The 20,011-nt window shown below is 36.2% G+C and carries 17 protein-coding genes; 9 read left to right on the forward strand and 8 right to left on the reverse strand.

Features of this window, described 5'->3' with window-relative positions:
* Nucleotides 1–4: 4 nt before the first annotated feature.
* Nucleotides 5–250, reverse strand: a complete 246-nt coding sequence (locus AC1M9C_RS06825) for a hypothetical protein (RefSeq protein ID WP_481607769.1) — start codon at nt 248–250, stop codon at nt 5–7.
* Between the two features lie 105 nt (nt 251–355).
* Here AC1M9C_RS06825 and AC1M9C_RS06830 point away from each other — a divergent pair, with 105 nt between their 5' ends.
* The gene (locus AC1M9C_RS06830; RefSeq protein WP_481953426.1) at nt 356–1,162 is read left to right on the forward strand and encodes a hypothetical protein; all 807 of its coding nucleotides are present in this window, start codon (nt 356–358) and stop codon (nt 1,160–1,162) included.
* A 1-nt stretch (nt 1,163) separates the two neighbouring features.
* Here AC1M9C_RS06830 and AC1M9C_RS06835 read toward each other — a convergent pair whose 3' ends face one another.
* Nucleotides 1,164–1,406, reverse strand: coding sequence for a transposase (locus AC1M9C_RS06835; RefSeq protein WP_481953427.1), 243 nt, complete (start codon nt 1,404–1,406; stop codon nt 1,164–1,166).
* A gap of 117 nt (nt 1,407–1,523) precedes the next feature.
* On the opposite strand from AC1M9C_RS06835, the gene AC1M9C_RS06840 reads away from it, so the two are divergent.
* From AC1M9C_RS06840 to AC1M9C_RS06850, 3 genes are all read left to right on the forward strand, one after another.
* Nucleotides 1,524–1,739, forward strand: a complete 216-nt coding sequence (locus AC1M9C_RS06840; protein ID WP_068517820.1) for a helix-turn-helix domain-containing protein — start codon at nt 1,524–1,526, stop codon at nt 1,737–1,739.
* Nucleotides 1,740–1,901: 162 nt separating this feature from the next.
* Nucleotides 1,902–5,561, forward strand: a complete 3,660-nt coding sequence (locus tag AC1M9C_RS06845) for an AAA domain-containing protein (protein ID WP_481953428.1) — start codon at nt 1,902–1,904, stop codon at nt 5,559–5,561.
* A 35-nt stretch (nt 5,562–5,596) separates the two neighbouring features.
* The gene (locus AC1M9C_RS06850) at nt 5,597–7,495 is read left to right on the forward strand and encodes a phospholipase D-like domain-containing protein (protein WP_481953429.1); all 1,899 of its coding nucleotides are present in this window, start codon (nt 5,597–5,599) and stop codon (nt 7,493–7,495) included.
* 138 nt (nt 7,496–7,633) lie between these two features.
* Here AC1M9C_RS06850 and AC1M9C_RS06855 read toward each other — a convergent pair whose 3' ends face one another.
* From AC1M9C_RS06855 to AC1M9C_RS06875, 5 genes are all read right to left on the reverse strand, one after another.
* Nucleotides 7,634–8,917: a ribonucleotide-diphosphate reductase subunit beta gene (locus AC1M9C_RS06855; RefSeq protein ID WP_481953430.1), complete on the reverse strand. Its 1,284-nt coding sequence runs from the start codon at nt 8,915–8,917 to the stop codon at nt 7,634–7,636.
* A 111-nt stretch (nt 8,918–9,028) separates the two neighbouring features.
* Entirely contained in the window at nt 9,029–9,265 is a 237-nt protein-coding gene (locus tag AC1M9C_RS06860) for a CRISPR-associated protein Cas2 (protein ID WP_481953431.1), read from the reverse strand.
* Nucleotides 9,266–9,600: 335 nt separating this feature from the next.
* Nucleotides 9,601–9,732: a YhgE/Pip domain-containing protein gene (locus tag AC1M9C_RS06865; protein ID WP_179999438.1), complete on the reverse strand. Its 132-nt coding sequence runs from the start codon at nt 9,730–9,732 to the stop codon at nt 9,601–9,603.
* 132 nt (nt 9,733–9,864) lie between these two features.
* Nucleotides 9,865–10,038, reverse strand: a complete 174-nt coding sequence (locus AC1M9C_RS06870; protein ID WP_481953432.1) for a hypothetical protein — start codon at nt 10,036–10,038, stop codon at nt 9,865–9,867.
* Between the two features lie 133 nt (nt 10,039–10,171).
* On the reverse strand, nt 10,172–12,997 hold the full coding sequence (locus AC1M9C_RS06875; RefSeq protein ID WP_481953433.1) for a ribonucleoside-diphosphate reductase subunit alpha: 2,826 nt from the start codon (nt 12,995–12,997) through the stop codon (nt 10,172–10,174).
* 604 nt (nt 12,998–13,601) lie between these two features.
* Between AC1M9C_RS06875 and bfmR the strand changes: the two genes are divergently transcribed.
* The gene (gene bfmR, locus AC1M9C_RS06880) at nt 13,602–14,318 is read left to right on the forward strand and encodes a response regulator transcription factor BfmR (protein WP_035267251.1); all 717 of its coding nucleotides are present in this window, start codon (nt 13,602–13,604) and stop codon (nt 14,316–14,318) included.
* A gap of 47 nt (nt 14,319–14,365) precedes the next feature.
* Nucleotides 14,366–16,015 carry a sensor histidine kinase BfmS gene (gene bfmS, locus AC1M9C_RS06885; RefSeq protein WP_481953434.1) on the forward strand — a complete coding sequence of 550 codons (1,650 nt, stop codon included), beginning with the start codon at nt 14,366–14,368 and terminating at the stop codon, nt 16,013–16,015.
* Nucleotides 16,016–16,069: 54 nt separating this feature from the next.
* Here bfmS and AC1M9C_RS06890 read toward each other — a convergent pair whose 3' ends face one another.
* Nucleotides 16,070–16,426 carry a hypothetical protein gene (locus AC1M9C_RS06890; RefSeq protein WP_092766947.1) on the reverse strand — a complete coding sequence of 119 codons (357 nt, stop codon included), beginning with the start codon at nt 16,424–16,426 and terminating at the stop codon, nt 16,070–16,072.
* 469 nt (nt 16,427–16,895) lie between these two features.
* Here AC1M9C_RS06890 and ndhC point away from each other — a divergent pair, with 469 nt between their 5' ends.
* From ndhC to nuoC, 3 genes are all read left to right on the forward strand, one after another.
* Complete coding sequence (ndhC, locus tag AC1M9C_RS06895) at nt 16,896–17,444, forward strand: NADH-quinone oxidoreductase subunit A (RefSeq protein ID WP_035267255.1); 549 nt, start codon at nt 16,896–16,898, stop codon at nt 17,442–17,444.
* 6 nt (nt 17,445–17,450) lie between these two features.
* Nucleotides 17,451–18,131, forward strand: coding sequence for a NuoB/complex I 20 kDa subunit family protein (locus tag AC1M9C_RS06900; protein ID WP_035267257.1), 681 nt, complete (start codon nt 17,451–17,453; stop codon nt 18,129–18,131).
* Nucleotides 18,132–18,219: 88 nt separating this feature from the next.
* Nucleotides 18,220–20,007, forward strand: coding sequence for an NADH-quinone oxidoreductase subunit C/D (gene nuoC, locus AC1M9C_RS06905; RefSeq protein ID WP_035267259.1), 1,788 nt, complete (start codon nt 18,220–18,222; stop codon nt 20,005–20,007).
* Nucleotides 20,008–20,011: the final 4 nt, after the last annotated feature.

Raw genomic sequence — 20,011 nt, forward strand, 5'->3', positions numbered from 1 at the left:
ATTTTCATAGTTTTTCCTTATGATTTAAATCTTTAAGCCACTTAGCTACATCGCTTGTGTAGGCAAATTTTCCTTTACGATTCTCAATTGAGAAAATAGGTATTGATATTTGATTTCTAGAAAGTGCTTGCCTAAATGAAGCAGTTGATCTATAGCCCATTAATTTTGCTAAATCGTAACCTCCTATCAATTCTCCATATCTTTCTTTTAATTCAATAACTTTTTCGTCTCTTTGATTTTCAATTCGCATGTTGATAATTCTTAGTAGCGCACTGTCACTATATTAGCCCCTCATATATGTGTTACAACACTGCACGAAATAGCTGAATTTCTTGCAGTGTTGACAGAGATAATAATGACTGAACCAAAAAAAAGAGGTCGCAAGCTTAGGCATCCGATAGAAAGTCTGAAGACAAGGGTTTGGGTTGAATACATTAAACAATCGGTGGATGCTTCAACATATTCAGTCGAGCTAATTCTGAGAGACAAACCTATAGAACCATTAGAAAAATTATATCGTTGGGATAAATACCAAAATGGACTTCATTCACCTAAACCTGAATATATTGATTTTGTAAATCAAAAATTCCCCGGATCAAAAGATTTATATAACCATGTTCTTTGGGATGTTCTAGTCCAAGATGGAATGACCTATGAAAAAATTGATCAATATATTGGTTTAATGAAACCTGAAATTTACTTTTTATTGGTTAGAGCTGTTGAAAATTTTGGTGTAAAAAGAAGACCATTTAACGATGAGATTATTGAAGTTCTAATCAATAGAGGTGAAGTAGACTGCTTAGTTGTTGCGATTCTGATGTTACATGAATCGACACACTTGTGTTCACCAGACTTAAGGCAGTTAGCTTTAAATTTATACTTTGGGCTGACACCTAAGATCGCAGCGCATCCATTGTATTTTAAAGTTCATCCAGACCTATTTGACTTTATTGATTCTACTTTTAAACATCATGTATTTTTAGCACCGAATATAAGGCTCGATATGGTTGTTTTTTGGCGAGCTTTCAGAGATAACTATTGGTCTAATGATTTAAAAGTTGCTTCTCAACATTTGGAAGAGAAGAATAATGGTAAAAATAGGGTTGGATCCTCAAAGACTCGTATAGAGTCTTTGGATGGTAAGTCTTACTATGATAATTAATTCATGCATCTAATCGTTTAGAAAGTTTTTCTTCTGCATACATTTGTTTTAAAACTAGATTTTCCTGTTCTAGTTTATCTAAACGAGTGAGAATTTGCTCACTTACGTCTAGATAGTTTGCTTTCCAGCGATAGAATGTTGCCACACTAATTTGATATTCCTGACAAACCTGTTCGATAGTGGCACCTGCTAAATGTTTTTTAACAATGCTATTGATTTGAGTTACAGAAAATTTTTGCTTCACATTGAGTTCCTCAACTATCGTTCAATCATTATCCAAAATAAAAAAATCAATAAACAGATAGGGTTAAATGAAAATATCCTATTTTGGGATATTTTTAATTGTAACTGATATTGAGCCATGCGCTCAATACACGATCCTAGGTATCAAGACCTAATTAAGAAACTTATAGAACTTCGAGAGTCCAAAAATGTGACTCAGGTTGAGCTTGCTCAGCGTTTGGGAAAGCCTCAATCTTATGTTTCTAAAGTAGAAATTTTAGAAAGAAGACTTGATGTGATTGAGTTAATGGATTGGCTAAATGCACTAAATACTGATTTATCTAGCTTTATTTAAAGCTTGAAGATTTATAACTTACCTTCTTGATTTTATAAGCTATTGAAATTTAATTAATTTTAAATTATTATTTGTCTGATAAATAAATCAGTATAAAAAAGATACGGGGATGTCGTGCTTAATTGTAAGCATTCTATTTGTAATTAAATTAGGTAAATTTTAATGCAAGATTATAAAGTACTACAAAACTATATTGATGAAGAAATAATATATGAGGGTAAGAATTATAATTTATATAAATTATATCGAGAAGCTTCTCCAAGTGATTATATAGGTGATGAATGTTTCTTTATGAAAATTTGGCCGAGAACTAATCAAAAAGATGAAATCATTAAAGAGATTTGGTTGGATGAAGTAAGACAATTACAATTATTAAAAAATTACCCAAATTCAGAAAGATATTTATTAGTTATTAATAATGCATATTATGATGATGAAAGCTTTAGTATCACATATGAGTGTGATGAAAATGATATTTTGTTATCCACATATATAGATGACATTAATAAATTAAGCCAAAGGTTAAAAAGAAAAAGCTGGATATATTTTCAAAATTTGATGATACCATATCATCGTATTAAGTTGTGGGAAAATATTTTAAGTATAGCCTTTGGTTTAGATATTTTACATCAAAATGGTCTTTTACATAGAAAAATAAGTCCAGAAAATATTGTAATTAGGTTTGAAAATGATATTGATTTTTTTAGATTAACAGGATTCGAATGGTTGCTCGCAGTTAATAAACTTAAACCTTCATATATGGTTAACTTAGAAAGTACTTCAATGGTTTCTTCATATAATGAAGATTGGTATTTGTTGGGTAATTTAATTGAATCATTACTAGTAGTAGGAATTGATGATAGTCTATCAGATCACGATTTTAATTATTTAACTGAAAATGAAAAAAAATTAATAGAAAAATTAAAAAACATTTGTAAATTGAAGAATATTTATCGAGATAGTCATCTTACTAGTGCGGAGATTATTGAAAGTATAAAGTATATTATTTTCTCATTAGAAAATGAACTAGATGCTGATACAAATGAAATTAAAACATATGATATAACAATTAATAGAAAGAAAATAGAAATTTTTTTGGGTGTTGTAAGTAAGTTTTTAAAAAAAGATAATGAAATCTTGATTGATGATTTTTATAATTTTGTTAAAAATGATATTGATTTAAATAAAATAAATATTATCAAAAGTAATATTAAAGATGGAGAGTTATTTTTTATACAAGGTAATCAGCTTTTATATGAAATAAAACCTACTAGAGTTGAGGGGACAAATAATTTTCAATGGAGTAATCTTGTATTAATTACAAATATTTATTGTGATTTTAAAAGTCTGAAAGGTTATCGTAAAATCTCTAAAGATTTTTCAATAAAATTAAATTTGGTTTCTAGCTCTAATTCATCAAATTCCTGGATGAATATAATTGATAGTTTTAAGAAAGAACAAGTATTAAGTGAGGATGTTAGGAATTTTATTAATACTATGTTGCTTTGTTATTCCATTGAGGTTTCAGAGTATTGGACAAAAGTTTTTAAAGCAAATGTTAAAGTTAAAAATGGGAATAATAACCAAGATAGTATTATTTTAACTATTGATCCTGAAAAAAATAATGAAAATTTAAAATTCTCAAAAATTATAGATAAGCCAATATCTACTCATCATTTTAAAAGTTTGGTCACTGAAATGGATGAAAAAGAATGGATATTATCTAATAAACTTCCTACTGAAAAAGATGATTTTCACGCTTCTCCAAATATTAAAACAAAAGGGTTTTCTACTAAAAACTTTAAAATAATAATCACTTTTAGGAAGCACGAAAAAAATCTAGCCTGTTATGATTTTGTAGTAAAAAATGATCCTCAAAATCCAAATACGTTAAAGGATGTAAGCCAGATCATTAATGAACAAGAACTATATATATACCCAAAATCTTTACTTGCAAATTATACAGCACTATTGCGCAGAAATTATACTTTAGAGCAAGTCGCGAAAAATTCTGCTTTAATTTCAAGTATTATGCATATGGAAAGCAGTACCTCAAAGCTGAAATATCCAAATAAATATGTAAAAGTATATGATAAGTTAGATAATTCTAAACAAACTATTTATCGTGAGGCATTAGATACTTATCCTAATTATATTGTGCAAGGACCACCAGGAGTTGGCAAAACATTTTTAGTAACCAGTTTGCTAGAGCAAATCTTTAATGATGAGCCAGATAGTAAAGTCGTTTTAAGTGCTCAAAGCCATGCAACTGTACAAGTTCTCTATGATGAAATTAAAAAAGGTCCACTATCAGATAATTTAATGATTTTAGATACTTTTAATAATATTGAAGATGAAATAGAGGATAGAGATGATATCCAGCAATTTGAAAAACATACTGCTACTTTGTGGGATAGTATTAGAGAAAGCCTGATGTGGCAGGATGCTTCAAAATATTTAGATTTAAATGAACAAATAAAGAAAGCTACTGATTCAAATTATCTGCGTAGATCTCTTTATAAGCATGTTCTTAGTAGTGCCAATATTGTATTAGCTACATCAAATTCTTCTACAATTGAGACGATTAATAGAAATAATTACCAATTTGATTGGACAATTTTAGAAGAGTCAGGGAAGGCCTCTGGTTTAGAGTTGCTAAGTCCTCTTTTACTATCATCAAAGCGTTTATTGATTGGAGATCATAAACAATTACCTCCTTTCTCTGAGAATACTATTAATAAAATTTTATTAGGTGAAAATTTTGATGTTCCTCTTTTAATACAAAGTGTCTCTAAAGGCCCTTTTTCGAGTAATTTAACAAAATTATCTAGTCTAAATGAGTTTTCTGAAGTAGCTCAATATGTAAAAGATAATTTAAATGATAATAGTGTAGAGTTTTTGGAATATTTTTCCAATAAATATCATCCGGTTATTGAAAATGTTCGAAAATATTTTTCACTATTCCAGACCTTGGTTAAAAATATCGAAAAATATAAAAAAGCTAAAAGTAGCCGTCTTATGGGGGATATTATTACTGAGCAATATCGGATGCATCCAGATATTTCAGAAGTGGTTTCTACATTGTTTTATAATTCAGAGCTAAAAAATAATTCAGAAAATGAAGAAAAATATTTAAACACAATTAATAGGCCATTCAAGTTTTCAATATGCTCTGATTTGCCAGATTTAAATAAAAATAAAGGTTTTATTTGGCTTGATATTTGTGATCCTAATAAATTGCGAGAAGCTAGGCCACTTGAAAATAATTTGGCTAATGAGGCAGAAGTTGATGTTATCAGAAGAATGTTAGAAGTAGTTCAAGTCACAGAAGTAGCTAAAAAGAATCCATCAATAGTTATTCTAACTCCTTATAAAAATCAAATTGCTAAAATTAATGAAATGATTAATGAGGAAAATTTAATTAATAAGTTGAAAAGCAAAGGATTCAATTGTGGGGTGGAGCTTTGTAAAACAGTTGATTCATTTCAAGGAGGGGAAGCGGATCTTGTAATTGTGAGTCTTGTCAGACATAACATCAATAAATCTGATAAGAGTTCATTAGGTTTTTTGCTTGATGAAAGACGTTTAAATGTAATGTTTAGTAGAGCAAAATATCAAATGTTTGTAATTGGAAGTATAGGAATGTTCGAATATTGGGCTTATCGAGCACCATTTGAGAAAAAATTGGATATTATTAATGACTATCAGTTTATAGACACATTATGTAAATGGGTCAACGAAGAACCTAATATAAATAAAGAGTGTGTTAGTCCAATTAAGAAGATAGATATTACTTCTCATATAAGCCAATTTTTTAAATAAATTTTACCTTTATTAATTTTCGTAAGCTATATAATATGAAATCATCCAATTCCAAACGTTCTAAAAAAGCACAACCTTTTTATCTCATTGTTCCTTTTTCTTACGGGACTAATCTATTTACTTTTAAAAAGAAAAGTAATTGGAATATTATCGACCATTTATTGTTGAGAACTATTGCAGATAATGAATTTACTATTGATAAATTGTCAGCATATTCTGGTATTCGTAGACAAATTTTAGTTCAAATGCTTCTACCATTTTTAAAATTAAATTGGATTGAAATTATTCAAGAGCCTAAGAGTATTAGTGTAAGAATTACTGAGCGTGGTAAATTTATTGCAAAAGCTTCTGAATTGCCTTCGATAAAAAAAGAATTTTATACATATAGAGATTTTCTAGTTAATCTTACAAATGGTCAGTATTTAGGATTGTGTAACCACTCTTTTATTACTACCTATAATGAGGGTGAAATCAATACTTTAGTTAATAGTTGGGATAATAAAAGATATATTAATATTAAGAATATACCGCATCCATATATTCTTGATACACAAGAACTTAGCTGTGCTGTTACCCAACCGAATGAAGAGCTTATTTCTGTATCGCCACCATTGGATAGAAGTTTATCAGTTAATAGATACTTAATATTTAATGCAAAAATCAATAAAAATAATGAAATAGATATACATTTTTATGAGAATTATCTCAATCCTACATCTAGTAATGATTATTGCTCTATTTTTGGTTCCTCCTTTAAAGAATATTTGTCTACAGAAATTAAAAAGCGATTAATCGAAAGTCAGAGGAACAATGAGAGTATAAAAGAAACATATCAATATGTCGGGGATAATAGTTCAGAAAATTTAGCAAATCCTCCCAAAAGTTATAAGATATCTGAACAGCATGTTTCACTTATTTTAGGAGGGAATGAACATCTTCAAAAATTTCTTGATGCTATTCGTGAGTGTAAAAACTATTTAATAATTCATTCTACTTTTATTCGTCCATCTAGAATAAATCTCTATTTAAGTGAACTATTAGATGCCGTTAACAGAGGGGTTAAAGTTATTATTTTATGGGGTAAAGATGATTTCGATTCACCTGATATTAGAGAAAAAGAATTAAGAAACTTTGAAGAGATTACCTCACAATTTAAAAAGCTTTATTGTGATTACAATGGAAGGATTATTTTACATGAAATCCAGACAGGGTCTCATGCTAAATATTTACTTTGGGATACTGAAAATAATCATTGTTCGTTAATAGGATCTTGTAATTGGTTTTTCTCAGAATTTAATCGTTATGAGGCTTCTGTATTTATTCAAGATAATGATTTTTCAAAAGAAATGATTCAAATATCAGCTAGTTTGACTACTGGTGCAAAATTAATTAATAACTATTTAGGCTCAGAATTATTAGATTTGGCTCAAAGTATTAAACCTAGTTCTAATCAAGACAATGAAAAAAATATTAATGTTTCACTTTTACTCAAAGGGCATCATTTGCGATATATACACGAAGCTAAGAAAGCAGAACATAGAGTTACCTTATTAAGTGATAAAATAAGCCCAAATCTACATAGAAGTATTTGGGATAGTTTATCAACTTGTAGGGCACGTGTTTCAGCATTTTACTCTACAGTCGATAAAGAAATTTTTGATCATAAGCAAGTGCAAAAGTTTTCTAACAGTATAGAAAACGATAAAATTGCATTAAAACTCCATTCTCCACCTTCTGGAAATCATAGCCATGCCAAAGTGCTGGCTTGGGATAAAAATCATATTGTTATCACAAGCTTAAACTGGATGTCTTCTGATTCTTCAGGTAACTATAAGAACAACGATCTCTATCATGAATTAGGTATTTATTTAGAAGCTGATAAAATTGAACAAAAATTTTATTCAAATTTTTTTAATAATTTAAATCATGCATAAGTTTTAACTAATATAAGGATTGTTAAGTTAAAAAAACCGCCATGAATGGCGGTTTCTCAATGACAACTTATGTGTCGCGCAATGACATTTTATGTGTCGCAAATGACAACTTATGTGTCGCGTGACGAGCGTGATCTATTACCAGCTTAACGCACCACCAGTTTGATAGTCTGTTACGCGAGTTTCGAAGAAGTTCTTCTCTTTACGTAAGTCCATCATTTCTGACATCCACTGGAATGGATTGTTCACACCAGCAAATTGCTCAGGTAAACCTAATTGAGCTAAACGACGGTTTGCAATGAACTTCAAGTATTCTTCCATCATTGCAGCATTCATACCCAATACACCGCGTGGCATGGTGTCACGTGCATATTCGATTTCAAGCATCGTACCTTCAAGAATCATTTGAATGATTTCTTCTTGGAACTCAGCAGTCCACAAATGTGGGTTCTCAATCTTGATTTGGTTAATCATATCGATACCAAAGTTTAAGTGCATTGACTCATCACGTAAGATGTACTGGAATTGCTCAGCAACACCATTCATCTTGTTACGACGACCCATTGACAAGATTTGAGAGAAACCACAGTAGAAGAAAATACCTTCAAGAACACAGTAGAATGCGATCAAGTTGCGAAGCAAGATTTGATCTGTTTCAGGGGTGCCTGTTTTGAATGTTGGATCACTCAATTCTTGAGTGTACTTCAAGCCCCATGCAGCTTTACGCGCAACTGATGGAACTTCGCGGTACATGTTGAAGACTTCGCCTTCATCCATACCTAAAGATTCGATGCAGTATTGATAAGCATGCGTGTGAATCGCTTCTTCAAATGATTGACGCAAGATATACTGACGGCATTCTGGGTTAGTAATGTGTCGGTAAATCGCAAGAACCAAATTATTCGCAACCAACGAATCGGCAGTAGAGAAGAAGCCTAAAGAACGCATCACGATGGTACGCTCATCTTCAGTTAAGCCATCTTCTGACTTCCAAAGTGCGATATCGTGGTTCATGTTAACTTCTTGTGGCATCCAGTGGTTTGCACAACCATCTAGATATTTTTGCCAAGCCCATTCATATTTAAATGGTACAAGTTGGTTCAAGTCAGCGCGACAGTTGATCATTGCTTTATCATCAACTTGAACACGTTGAGCGCCCATTTCTAACTCTTCAAGACCTGGAGCAACGTCCAAATGTTCTAAGGCGTTAGATGCTCTTGCCAACGGATCGGCTGAATTAGTTGTTCCGTTTGAACTGGTTCGAGAGGGTTGTGCAGCTGCCACACGCGTCGGTTCGTTGCGTGCATCAGATACCACTTGTGGATTAGGCGCTTTTTGCGGTTCGATGGGCGCAGACTGCTGTGCTTGTGCAGTTTGTTTCGGTTCATCATCTTCGAAATCGTCCCAACTGAGGATAGACATGGGATTCTCCTACTTTTAAGAAAAAAGTAATGAACCCCTGAAATAAAGAGGAGATTATAAACCTCTCTTTATTTCAAAACCATTTATTAAGTTAATAAATGGGTGGGGTATTTACTCCTTTAGAATGTTTAATAAAATTTGGTCAACTGGAAAAACAGCTAAACGGTCATTCTGGTCGACACAATGCCTAAAGTCATTAACGATTTCATCCGCTGATTTAGATGTTTGTAACAACCAAATCGACTGTTGTAATCGTTCGCAATCATATGATTCAAGTTTTTGATAAATCTTAGAGTAATGACTGCGTGATTTATTTTTAAGATCGTAACTTAAGCACCATTGGCTCATAAAAATCTCCTGTTACATTGAGGTTGAACAACATTAAAACTATTTGCATTTTTAAAGCTCCTAAAAAACATAGCCTTAGTGTGAAAATAAGAATTAACAGTTGACTCTAAACTCAAAGTAAACGAAGATTTATTTACTTTCTTTCAGGGAAGTTATCAGAGCCAACCGAATTCTCGGGTATCTGAGATTGGTGGAGGGGATATTGCAGTATCCCCAACATTTTTCTCAAAACTTTTCTAAATATCCTAATTACCATCTATCTTTAGTAATCATTTACTTAGATTTGATTTTGTATTACTACATAATCAAAAGAAGTAATTCGTCTTTAATAAAAACTACTTATTCTGCTTACGCTTTTGTTGTTTGCGAATGGCTAAGAATGCATAGACCATAGGCGTGTAAAAGAAAATAAAAGCAAAGACCAGTACCGCAAGTCCTAACATATAGTTATGGGTCATATGTGGCATGGTGGTTTCCTTTTGTTAGAAAAAATTAAATCCTCCCCAAATCCCTCCTTTATTAAAGGAGGGATTTTCCGTGAATTCTTTTGCTTCCACGGAGGTCCCCCTTTGAAAAAGGCGGATGTAGGGGGATTTGTATCAAGTAACTACCTGAGTAATTGGCTTAATATCTTCAATCTTTTGTTCATTCGCTTGGTTAATTGAAACCAATATTGCAACTGAGCAAGGTAATAAGCATGTGAAGCAAAAAATCTGAATTTCCTTGCGTACAATGCGAACTTTCTTTTTAAATTCTTTAAGCTTTTTCGACATGTTCTATTCCTTTTAAGGAATCGTTCATAACGAATTAGCAAAAGTGAATTCTTATGCTAACCGCTCATAAGAATCAACCATTGCTAATTCGCAATTAAGAGATAAATCTCGGTTGATTCCTAATTCGGTTAACTTATTGACAAGCCTCACAATCAGGGTTGTCAATTGAACATGCCATTGGTACAGGTGCTGCTTGTTCGAAGCCTTCTTCTGACGCTGCTGCTTCAGGTTTAGCTTCTTGAGCAACTGCTGCTACTGGTGTTGCAACTGTCGCAGGTTTAACTGCGTTTAATGCACCTGTGTTAATCGTAGATTTCTCAGCAGATGTCGCACCCAATGCACGAAGGTAATAAGTCGTCTTAAGACCACGTAACCATGCCATCTTATACGTGATGTCCAATTTCTTACCGTTTGCACCAGAGATGTAAAGGTTAAGAGATTGTGCTTGGTCGATCCATTTTTGACGACGTGATGCAGCATCAACAATCCAGCGTGCTTCAACTTCAAATGCTGTCGCGAAAATTGCTTTTAACTCTTCAGGAATACGCGCAATTTTTTGTACTGAACCTTCGAAATGTTTCAGGTCATTGACCATCACAGAATCCCAAAGACCACGTTCTTTTAATGCACGAACGAGGTAAGGGTTGATGACAGTGAACTCACCAGACAAGTTCGATTTCACATATAAGTTTTGGAATGTTGGCTCAATAGATTGAGATACACCACAAATATTTGAAATGGTTGCAGTCGGTGCAATGGCCATCACGTTCGAGTTACGCATACCATCTTTTTGGACTTTGGCACGTAACGTGTCCCAATCCAAACGTTGTGTGCGATCGACTTCAAACATACGTTCTGGGCGAGATTTCGCAACGAGCTCAAGAGAGTCAATTGGTAAAATACCTTGATCCCACAATGAACCTTTAAATGTTTCATACGTACCACGTTCAACCGCCAAATCGCTTGAAGTTTGAATCGCGTAGTAAGAAATCACTTCCATAGACTCATCTGCAAACTCAACCGCAGCATCAGAACCGTAAGCAATTTTCATTTCGTATAGTGCATCTTGGAAGCCCATGATACCCATACCCACTGGACGGTGTTTCAAGTTTGAATTACGCGCTTGTGGAACTGCATAGTAGTTAATGTCGATGACGTTATCGAGCATACGAACTGCAGTTTTAATCGTGCGAGCAAGTTTCTCACGGTCTAATTGACCACCTTGAACGTGTTGAACAAGGTTGATTGAACCCAAGTTACATACCGCAATTTCATCTTTGCTTGTGTTCAATGTAATTTCAGTACACAAGTTAGAAGAGTGCACCACACCTACGTGTTGTTGCGGTGAACGTAAGTTACATACGTCTTTGAATGTGATCCAAGGATGACCTGTTTCAAATAACATTGATAACATTTTGCGCCATAAGTCTTTCGCACGGACTTTCTTATGCAACATGTCTGTTTCTTTCGCAATGCTTTCGTAGTAAGCATAACGTTCTGCGAATTCAGCACCCGTTAAATCGTGAAGATCTGGTGTTTCAGACGGGGTGAAGAGTGTCCATTCAGCATCTTCAAATACACGTTGCATGAACAAATCTGGAACCCAGTTTGCAGTGTTCATATCGTGTGTACGACGGCGGTCATCACCCGTGTTTTTACGAAGCTCTAGGAATTCTTCGATATCCAAGTGCCAAGTTTCAAGATATGCACATACCGCACCTTTACGCTTACCACCTTGGTTAACTGCAACTGCTGTATCGTTCGCTACTTTAAGGAATGGAACAACACCTTGCGATTTACCGTTAGTACCTTTGATGTATGAGTTCAAGGCACGAACTGGTGTCCAGTCATTACCTAAACCGCCTGCCCATTTAGACAACATTGCGTTATCACGCATAGCGCCATAAATATCGAACAAGTCATCATCAATCGTTGTTAAATAACAGCTTGATAACTGAGGACGTAATGTACCTGAGTTAAATAGAGTCGGCGTAGATGCCATGTAATCGAAGCTAGAAAGTAAGTTATAGAATTCGATTGCACGATCTTCACGGTTGTCTTCATTGAGCGACAAGCCCATAGAAACACGCATGAAGAATAATTGTGGTAATTCGAAGCGTACGCCATCAGAGTGGATGAAGTAACGGTCAAATAATGTTTGAAGACCTAAATATGTAAATTGATTAGAGCGTTCTGGTTTAATCGCAGCCGCTAATTTTACAAGGTCAAAATTTAATAATTCTGGAGAAAGAAGCTCTAGCTCAACACCTTTTTTCAAGAAGGTTTCAAGCGCATCATTTTCAAGCGTGTCTTTAGATAGGCCAAGAAACTCAAGACCGGTTGCAACTAAGTTGTCACGCAACAAACGTGCAGTGACATACGTATAGTTTGGTTCTTGTTCAATACGTGTACGTGTCGCCATCATCATCGTTGTAGAGATGTCTGATGCTTTAACACCGTTGTATAGGTTTTTTACAGTTTCATCGATGATCGCTTGAACATCAATGCCTTCTAAGCCTTCGCTAGCTTTTTCAATCTTCGCTTGTAAACGACTCAAATCTAATGGTTGGAGCTGACCATTTTGACCTGTGATCTGAAGAGTAGGGTGATGATGAGCACCTAACTCTTTACGCGCTTCAGCACGTTGTTCACGATAGATCACGTATGCACGTGCCACTTTTTGTTCACCTGTGCGCATTAAAGCTAATTCAACTTGATCTTGAATTTCTTCAATATGAATCGTGCCACCTGAAGGTAAACGACGCTTAAACGTGTTCATCACCATCTCAGTCAGCTGAGTAATACGATCGTGAATTCTGCTCGAATCTGCACTTGGTTGACCTTCAACAGCCAAAAATGCTTTACCAATTGCTACAGAGATTTTATCTGCATCAAAAGTGGCAACATCACCAGTGCGTTTAATCACTTGAAGTTGACCAGGGGTTGTATTAGCGCTCATTTCAGCGTCGCTCCATTCTCATCATTTTTATGCTTATGGACCATTTGAATCGGATAAAAACTCAAAAAATGAGCTATCGCGATATTTGAGGGTAAACACAAGACTTAGTGGTTTAATGTAAATTAAGACACAAGATACGGTAAATTTCAGGGTAGATCAATATTGACATTTTGATAATTTTTTTTCTGAGTTTAACACTCAAATTTCCCTATACTTTTTCCATGTTCCGCCATTTTTGTTATGTAGTCAGCGTCACAGGGTGCTAAGCATAACAGAGACTTTTTAGAGTGCTTATAGATAAGTTTGTGGATAACTCTGAAAGTGCAAATTGCTTCTCGAAAATAATTTTTTTGAAATATTTTGTTTAAAATATCATCAAATTGATTTGTGTTTGAAAGTTTAAAGTTGATTGAAAATATTGATCGACTTGGCAAAACTATCTATTTATCAATAGTTAATAAAAAGATAACAAAAGACTACGCTCGTGTATCAGTTTCGTGAACAGGCTCTTGTTTACAATGTAAACGTGTGTATATTGCAAAACATATCGATGTAAATCTGTGAAGTTTAATCAGCAGATATCGTAACAATATAGGGGCATTCTATGAGCCAAGAAGAAAAGTTACCAAAGATTTTGATCGTTGAAGATGACGAGCGTCTTGCGCGTTTAACGCAAGAGTATTTAATTCGTAATGGATTAGAAGTTGGGGTAGAACCAGACGGTAATCGTGCAATCCGTCGTATTATCGCAGAGCAACCAGATATGGTGGTGCTGGATGTTATGCTTCCTGGTGCTGATGGTCTAACTGTTTGTCGTGAGGTTCGTCCACATTATCATCAACCGATTTTAATGTTGACTGCTCGCACTGAAGACATGGATCAAGTATTGGGTCTTGAAATGGGTGCGGACGATTATGTTGCGAAACCAGTTCAGCCACGTGTTCTATTAGCGCGTATTCGTGCTTTGCTTCGTCGTACAGACAAAACACCAGAGGATGAAGTTGCTCAACGTATCGAATTTGATGATTTAGTGATTGATAATGGTGGTCGTTCTGTAACCTTAAACGGTGAACTTGTAGATTTCACAAGTGCAGAATATGACTTATTATGGTTGTTGGCATCTAATGCTGGTCGTATCCTTTCACGTGAAGACATTTTTGAGCGTCTACGTGGTATTGAATATGATGGTCAAGACCGCTCAATTGATGTTCGTATTTCTCGTATCCGTCCAAAAATTGGTGATGATCCTGAAAATCCTAAACGTATTAAAACCGTGCGTAGTAAAGGATATTTATTCGTTAAAGAAACCAACGGGATGTAATCACATCCCCGCGGTAATGCCCTCACTCCTCAGAAGGTCATACCTTAGTGTCTAAACACAGTATATTCCTGCGTATCTACGCAGGTCTCGTCATTTTGGTGGTGCTGGTTGCCATATTTGGTTATTTGCTTGTGCAAATCATCAACTATCAACGCGCGCAGGAATACCGTGAGTCATTGACTGATGGGATTTCGTACGTCATTAGCGAGGGTGTTTCAAGACAACAAACCATGCAACAAAGAATGGATTGGATATCAGATGCATCTGATTTGCTCGAACTTCCAATCTATTATCTAGAATCTGATAAAGTCGAACTTTCACGCACCGAAAAATACCGTTTAGAAAAGCGCAAAGCAGTGGTGCGGTATGACGCCAAAGAAAGTATTGCGTATGTCATTATTGGTTTAATGGATGACCCTGAGCATTTACTTTATGTGAAAGTGGATAATATTGGTGAGCGTCAAATGAAGGCCTTGCCAATCTTTGTATGGGAATACTTGGTTTATTATCCAGGTCAGGAAAGGGAATATCTTGCAAAAATTAAGCAACACTTTTCTTATGATTTAAGCATTCAAAATCTGTCTGATCTCAATTTGGATTCCGAGCAAATTGGTCGTTTACGTGCGGATCAAGGGGTTATCCTGTATCAGGATAGCGCTAGCATTCGTGGTACTACGATTTCAGTCATTTCTCCAATGACGAATTCGTCTGGTGATGTATTGGTGATGGGACCAGTGCCAATGTTCAATTGGATGCCATTCCAATTGGCGGCAGGGATTACTTTGCTGAGTATGTTCATTTTGTCGCTTGGTGTGTATGGTCTGATTGTCCCAATGCAACGCAAGTTGAAGCAAGTTAACTCAGCCTTAAATGTTATGCAAAAAGGGGATATGTCCGTTCGCGTTCCTGTCGAAGGATATGATGAGTTAGCACATTTGGCAGCCAGTTATAACAGTATGTCAGATCATATACAGCGTTTGATCGAAGCCCAGCGAGAGCTAATGAGAGCTGTATCACATGAACTGCGAACGCCAGTCGCACGTATTCGCTTTGGTATGGAAATGTTGGTTGATGAAGAGGATTATGAGTATCGTCAGCAACAAGTAGAAATGATTGATAAAGACATTGAGGCTTTAAATACCCTCATTGATGAAATTATGACCTATGCCAAGCTTGAGCAAGGCATGCCTTCTATTGATTTTGAGGAAATTCGACTATACGAAGTGCTTGAGCAAGTCGCTATTGAAACTAAAGCATTAAAAACCAATAAAAATATTCAATTACATTTGCCATTACAAGCTTTGGTGGTGGATGCTGAACGCCGTTATTTACATCGTGTAGTACAAAACTTAGTCGGAAATGCGATCCGATACTGCGATGATACAGTGCTGATCACTGGTGGAATTGATGCTCAGGGAATGGCGTATATTTCAGTTGAAGATGATGGTCCGGGGATTCCAGAAGAGGATCGTAAGCGAGTCTTTGAAGCTTTTGCTCGCTTGGATGATAGTCGTACACGTGCCTCAGGCGGATATGGTTTAGGCTTGTCTATTGTAAGTCGAATCGCTTATTGGTTTGGCGGTTCGATTCAAGTGGATCAAAGTCCTAAAATGGGCGGTGCACGATTTACTATGCAATGGCCAGCTAAAAGATTTAAAAAGAAGAAGATTGTTCAAACCAGTCAAACATCAGAATAAAGCAAGAATTAAAAAAGCGCGATTAAGCGCTTTTTTTATATTTTATATTGCTTTTTATTGGTAATTATTGGCATTCGGTTCAATAATGCGTTTTCCTTGTTTAAGTGCATTTAAGGCATCGGCATTGAAATCGATCAGTAAACTGTTATTGGTTGCATCAATATGATAATTGCTAATCAGTTTTTGATCCCCGTGAATGGTCTCAACTGTATATTCATCTGCGATGTTGAGAATAGCATCAAGATTAGTGGTTGTAGAGGCGAGGTCTTGGCGGAAAATTTGATAAATATCGCGTAAATCAAAAATAGCATTCGTTGCATCAGGATGTTTTTTGATATAGCTGTCTAAATGATGGACGATCAACTGAGCAAATAAAAAATAGTTAGGTTTGTGTGTGAATTCTAGACTCATAGATCTTCTCCTTATTATTTAATTGAGCATATAACGAAAATCAGCACGATTTGTATAAAGTTAATTAAAACATTGTAAGCAATTAAAATTTAAAACTTTTAAAATAGAATAAATCAAAATTAATTGAGCCATATTGGTGCAAAAAAAGCTGACCTAACACGAATGGTAAAACTAAAAAAGTGATAGTGTCTGGATTGACGCCGCTTGAATTTTTTGAATGATTATTCGGAAAAAATAATCAGTTTTATCACCTTGATAACTTTCTACGATTAAATAAGGTTTTATTGACTTTAATCACCATGAAATCTGGAAAAAGGGCAAAATTCATCCTAAAGACTTAGAGGGATTGGCTAGCAACAGAAATCATAAATCAGGTACAATTGGCGGGATTAATTTTGTGTTTGGTGTATTTGAAGGCCAATACATACATTCTTTGTTAATAAATAGGCCTGCCAGGAGTTATCCCCGCATGAGTGCCATTACTCCATACGATTGGGCAATAATTGCCTTCGTGATCGGCGTTACATTTTTATGCGTCTTTATGCTCACTGTCCCGCTACTCCTAGGGGGTAAATCGTGGGGACGTGCTAAGCAAGAGCAGTTCGAGTCAGGCGTAGTTAGTGCTGGTGGAGCACGAATTCGTCTATCTGCAAAATTCTATTTGGTTGCAATCTTCTTCGTTGTGTTTGACTTAGAAGCGCTCTATCTCTATGCATGGGCTGCGTCAGTTCGTGAAGTGGGTTGGATCGGTTTTGCAGCAGCAGCTGTATTTATTTTAGTTTTACTCGTTGGCTTGATTTATGAGTTGTCTACTGGTGCATTAAATTGGGCGCCATCTGATAAGCGTAAAGCAGCAGGGATTAAACCTAAAATTGGTTCGCCAAATATGGATCTCGCAGAAATTACTCGCTTCAACTCAATTGAGGAGTTGGTGGTTGACCCTACAGGTCAAATTCCAGCGCAATCATCTGGTCGTGTAAAAGCTTCGCCAACGACTACATCATCTGATAAGGAGTAATACGGGATGAAATATACATTAACCCGTGCGAATCCGGATGCTGATCAGTATCCACTTCAAGAGCGTATCGTTGTAGAAGATCCGCTTCTACAAGAAGAAGTGAATAAGAATGTGTTCATGACTCGTTTAGAGGATTTGGCGCATACAGCAGTAAACTGGGGTCGTAAAAACTCAGTTTGGCCGTTCAACTTTGGTACATCTTGCTGCTACGTAGAGTATGCAACGACTTTAACAGGCGTGCATGACTTGTCACGTTTTGGTGCCGAAGTAATTCGTGCTTCACCACGTCAAGCGGACTTGATGATTGTAGCGGGTACATGCTTCGTCAAGATGGCACCTGTAATTCAACGCCTTTATGAGCAAATGTTAGAACCTAAATGGGTGATCTCAATGGGTGCATGCGCAAACTCTGGCGGTATGTATGACATTTACTCGGTTGTACAAGGTGTCGATAAAATCATTCCAGTGGATGTGTATATTCCAGGTTGCCCACCGCGTCCTGAAGCATTAATCCAAGCGTTGATGTTATTGCAAGACCAAATTCAATTAGAGCGTCGTCCGCTTTCTGCGGTGATCGGTGATGATCTTAAGCCAGTTTATAAGCCAAAGATGCAGCCTGAACGTGACCGTAAGAATGCTGAACGTATTGCAGTAAAACACTTACGCTCTATGGATGAAATTAAATAATCTTAACGGCAAATAATATTGATGCACCCGCTTGGGTGTAATTGTCGTTTTGGTTGAATGAATTTGTATTAAATAGGAAGCCAAGCCAATGGCTGAAACTGACATTGCTATGCCAGAATCAACTCCAGTTGATTCACGCCCAGCATTTGCAATTGTAGAAGAGCTCAAAACCAAGTTTGGTGAGAATTTCTACGTGCAAACGACTTTTGAAGACTTTCCAACAGTCTGGGTTGAGCGCTCACGTGTACAAGACGTATTAATGTTCTTGCGTACAGTGTCACGTCCTTACGTGATGTTGTTTGACTTGTCAGCGGTAGATGAGCGTTTACGTACTCACCGCGATGGGTTACCTGCGTCTGACTTCACTGTGTTCTATCACTTGTTGTCACTAGAGCGTAATACGGATATTCGTATTAAAGTTGCGTTGAATGAGTCTGATCTCAATATTCCAACAGCAACCAACATTTGGCCAAATGCCAACTGGTACGAACGTGAAGCTTACGATATGTTCGGCATTAACTTCGAAGGGCATCCAATGCTCCGTCGTATTTTATTGCCAACGTATTGGGAAGGTCATCCGTTGCGTAAAGAATATTCTGCACGTGCGACTGAATACACACCTTATCGTCAGAACCAAGCGAAACAAGATTTCGAACAAGAGCATTTACGTTTTGTGCCTGAAGATTGGGGTCTAAAACGCGGTAATGCTGATGAAGACTTCATGTTCCTGAACTTGGGTCCTAACCATCCATCTGCGCATGGTGCATTCCGTGTGATCTTGCAGTTAGATGGCGAAGAAGTGAAAGACTGTGTGCCAGATATCGGTTATCACCACCGTGGTGTGGAAAAGATGGCTGAACGTCAAACTTGGCATTCATTCATTCCGTATACAGACCGTGTTGACTACTTAGGTGGTTGTGCGCAAAACATGCCTTATGTGATGGGTGTGGAGCAGATGGCAGGGATCACTGTGCCAGAACGTGCACAATGTATTCGTGTCATGATGTCGGAACTATTCCGTATTAATAACCACTTGCTTTACATCGGTACAGCGATTCAGGATGCCGGCGGTATGACCCCTGTATTCTATATGTTCGCCGATCGTCAAAAGATCTATGACGCGATTGAAGCAATCACTGGTTACCGTATGCACCCAGCATGGTTCCGTATCGGTGGTACAGCACATGATCTTCCAAACAATTGGCAACATTTGATCCGTGAAATTTTGGATTGGATGCCTAAACGTTTGAAGGAATATCATACTGCAGCACTGAAAAACTCGGTATTTGAAGGTCGTACCCGTAATGTTGCTCAATACGATGCAAAATCTGCATTGGCATGGGGTGTAACAGGTACAGGTTTACGTGCAACAGGTATTGATTTTGACGTACGTAAATATCGTCCATATAGCGGTTATGAAAATTACGACTTCGAAGTGCCTGTAGAGTACGAAGGCGATGCATATGCACGTGTGATCGTTCACTACCGTGAAATCGAACAATCTTTAAAAATCATCAAGCAGTGCTTGGATAACATGCCATCTGGTCCTTATAAAGCGGATCACCCATTGGCTGTTCCACCACCGAAAGATAAGACACTACAAGACATTGAAACTTTGATTACGCACTTCTTAAGCGTGTCATGGGGTCCTGTCATGCCAGCAGGTGAAGCATCTGTTATGGCGGAAGTGGTAAAAGGTGCATCTAACTACTACTTGACTTCAGACAAGTCAACGATGAGTTACCGTACCCGTATTCGTACACCAACCTTCACGCACTTACAGCAAATTCCTTCTGTAATTAACGGCAGTCTTGTATCTGACTTAATCATTTATTTAGCGACGATTGATGTCGTAATGGCTGACGTGGATCGCTAAGGGG

This window comes from Acinetobacter sp. 24-47-39, from assembly GCF_056783825.1.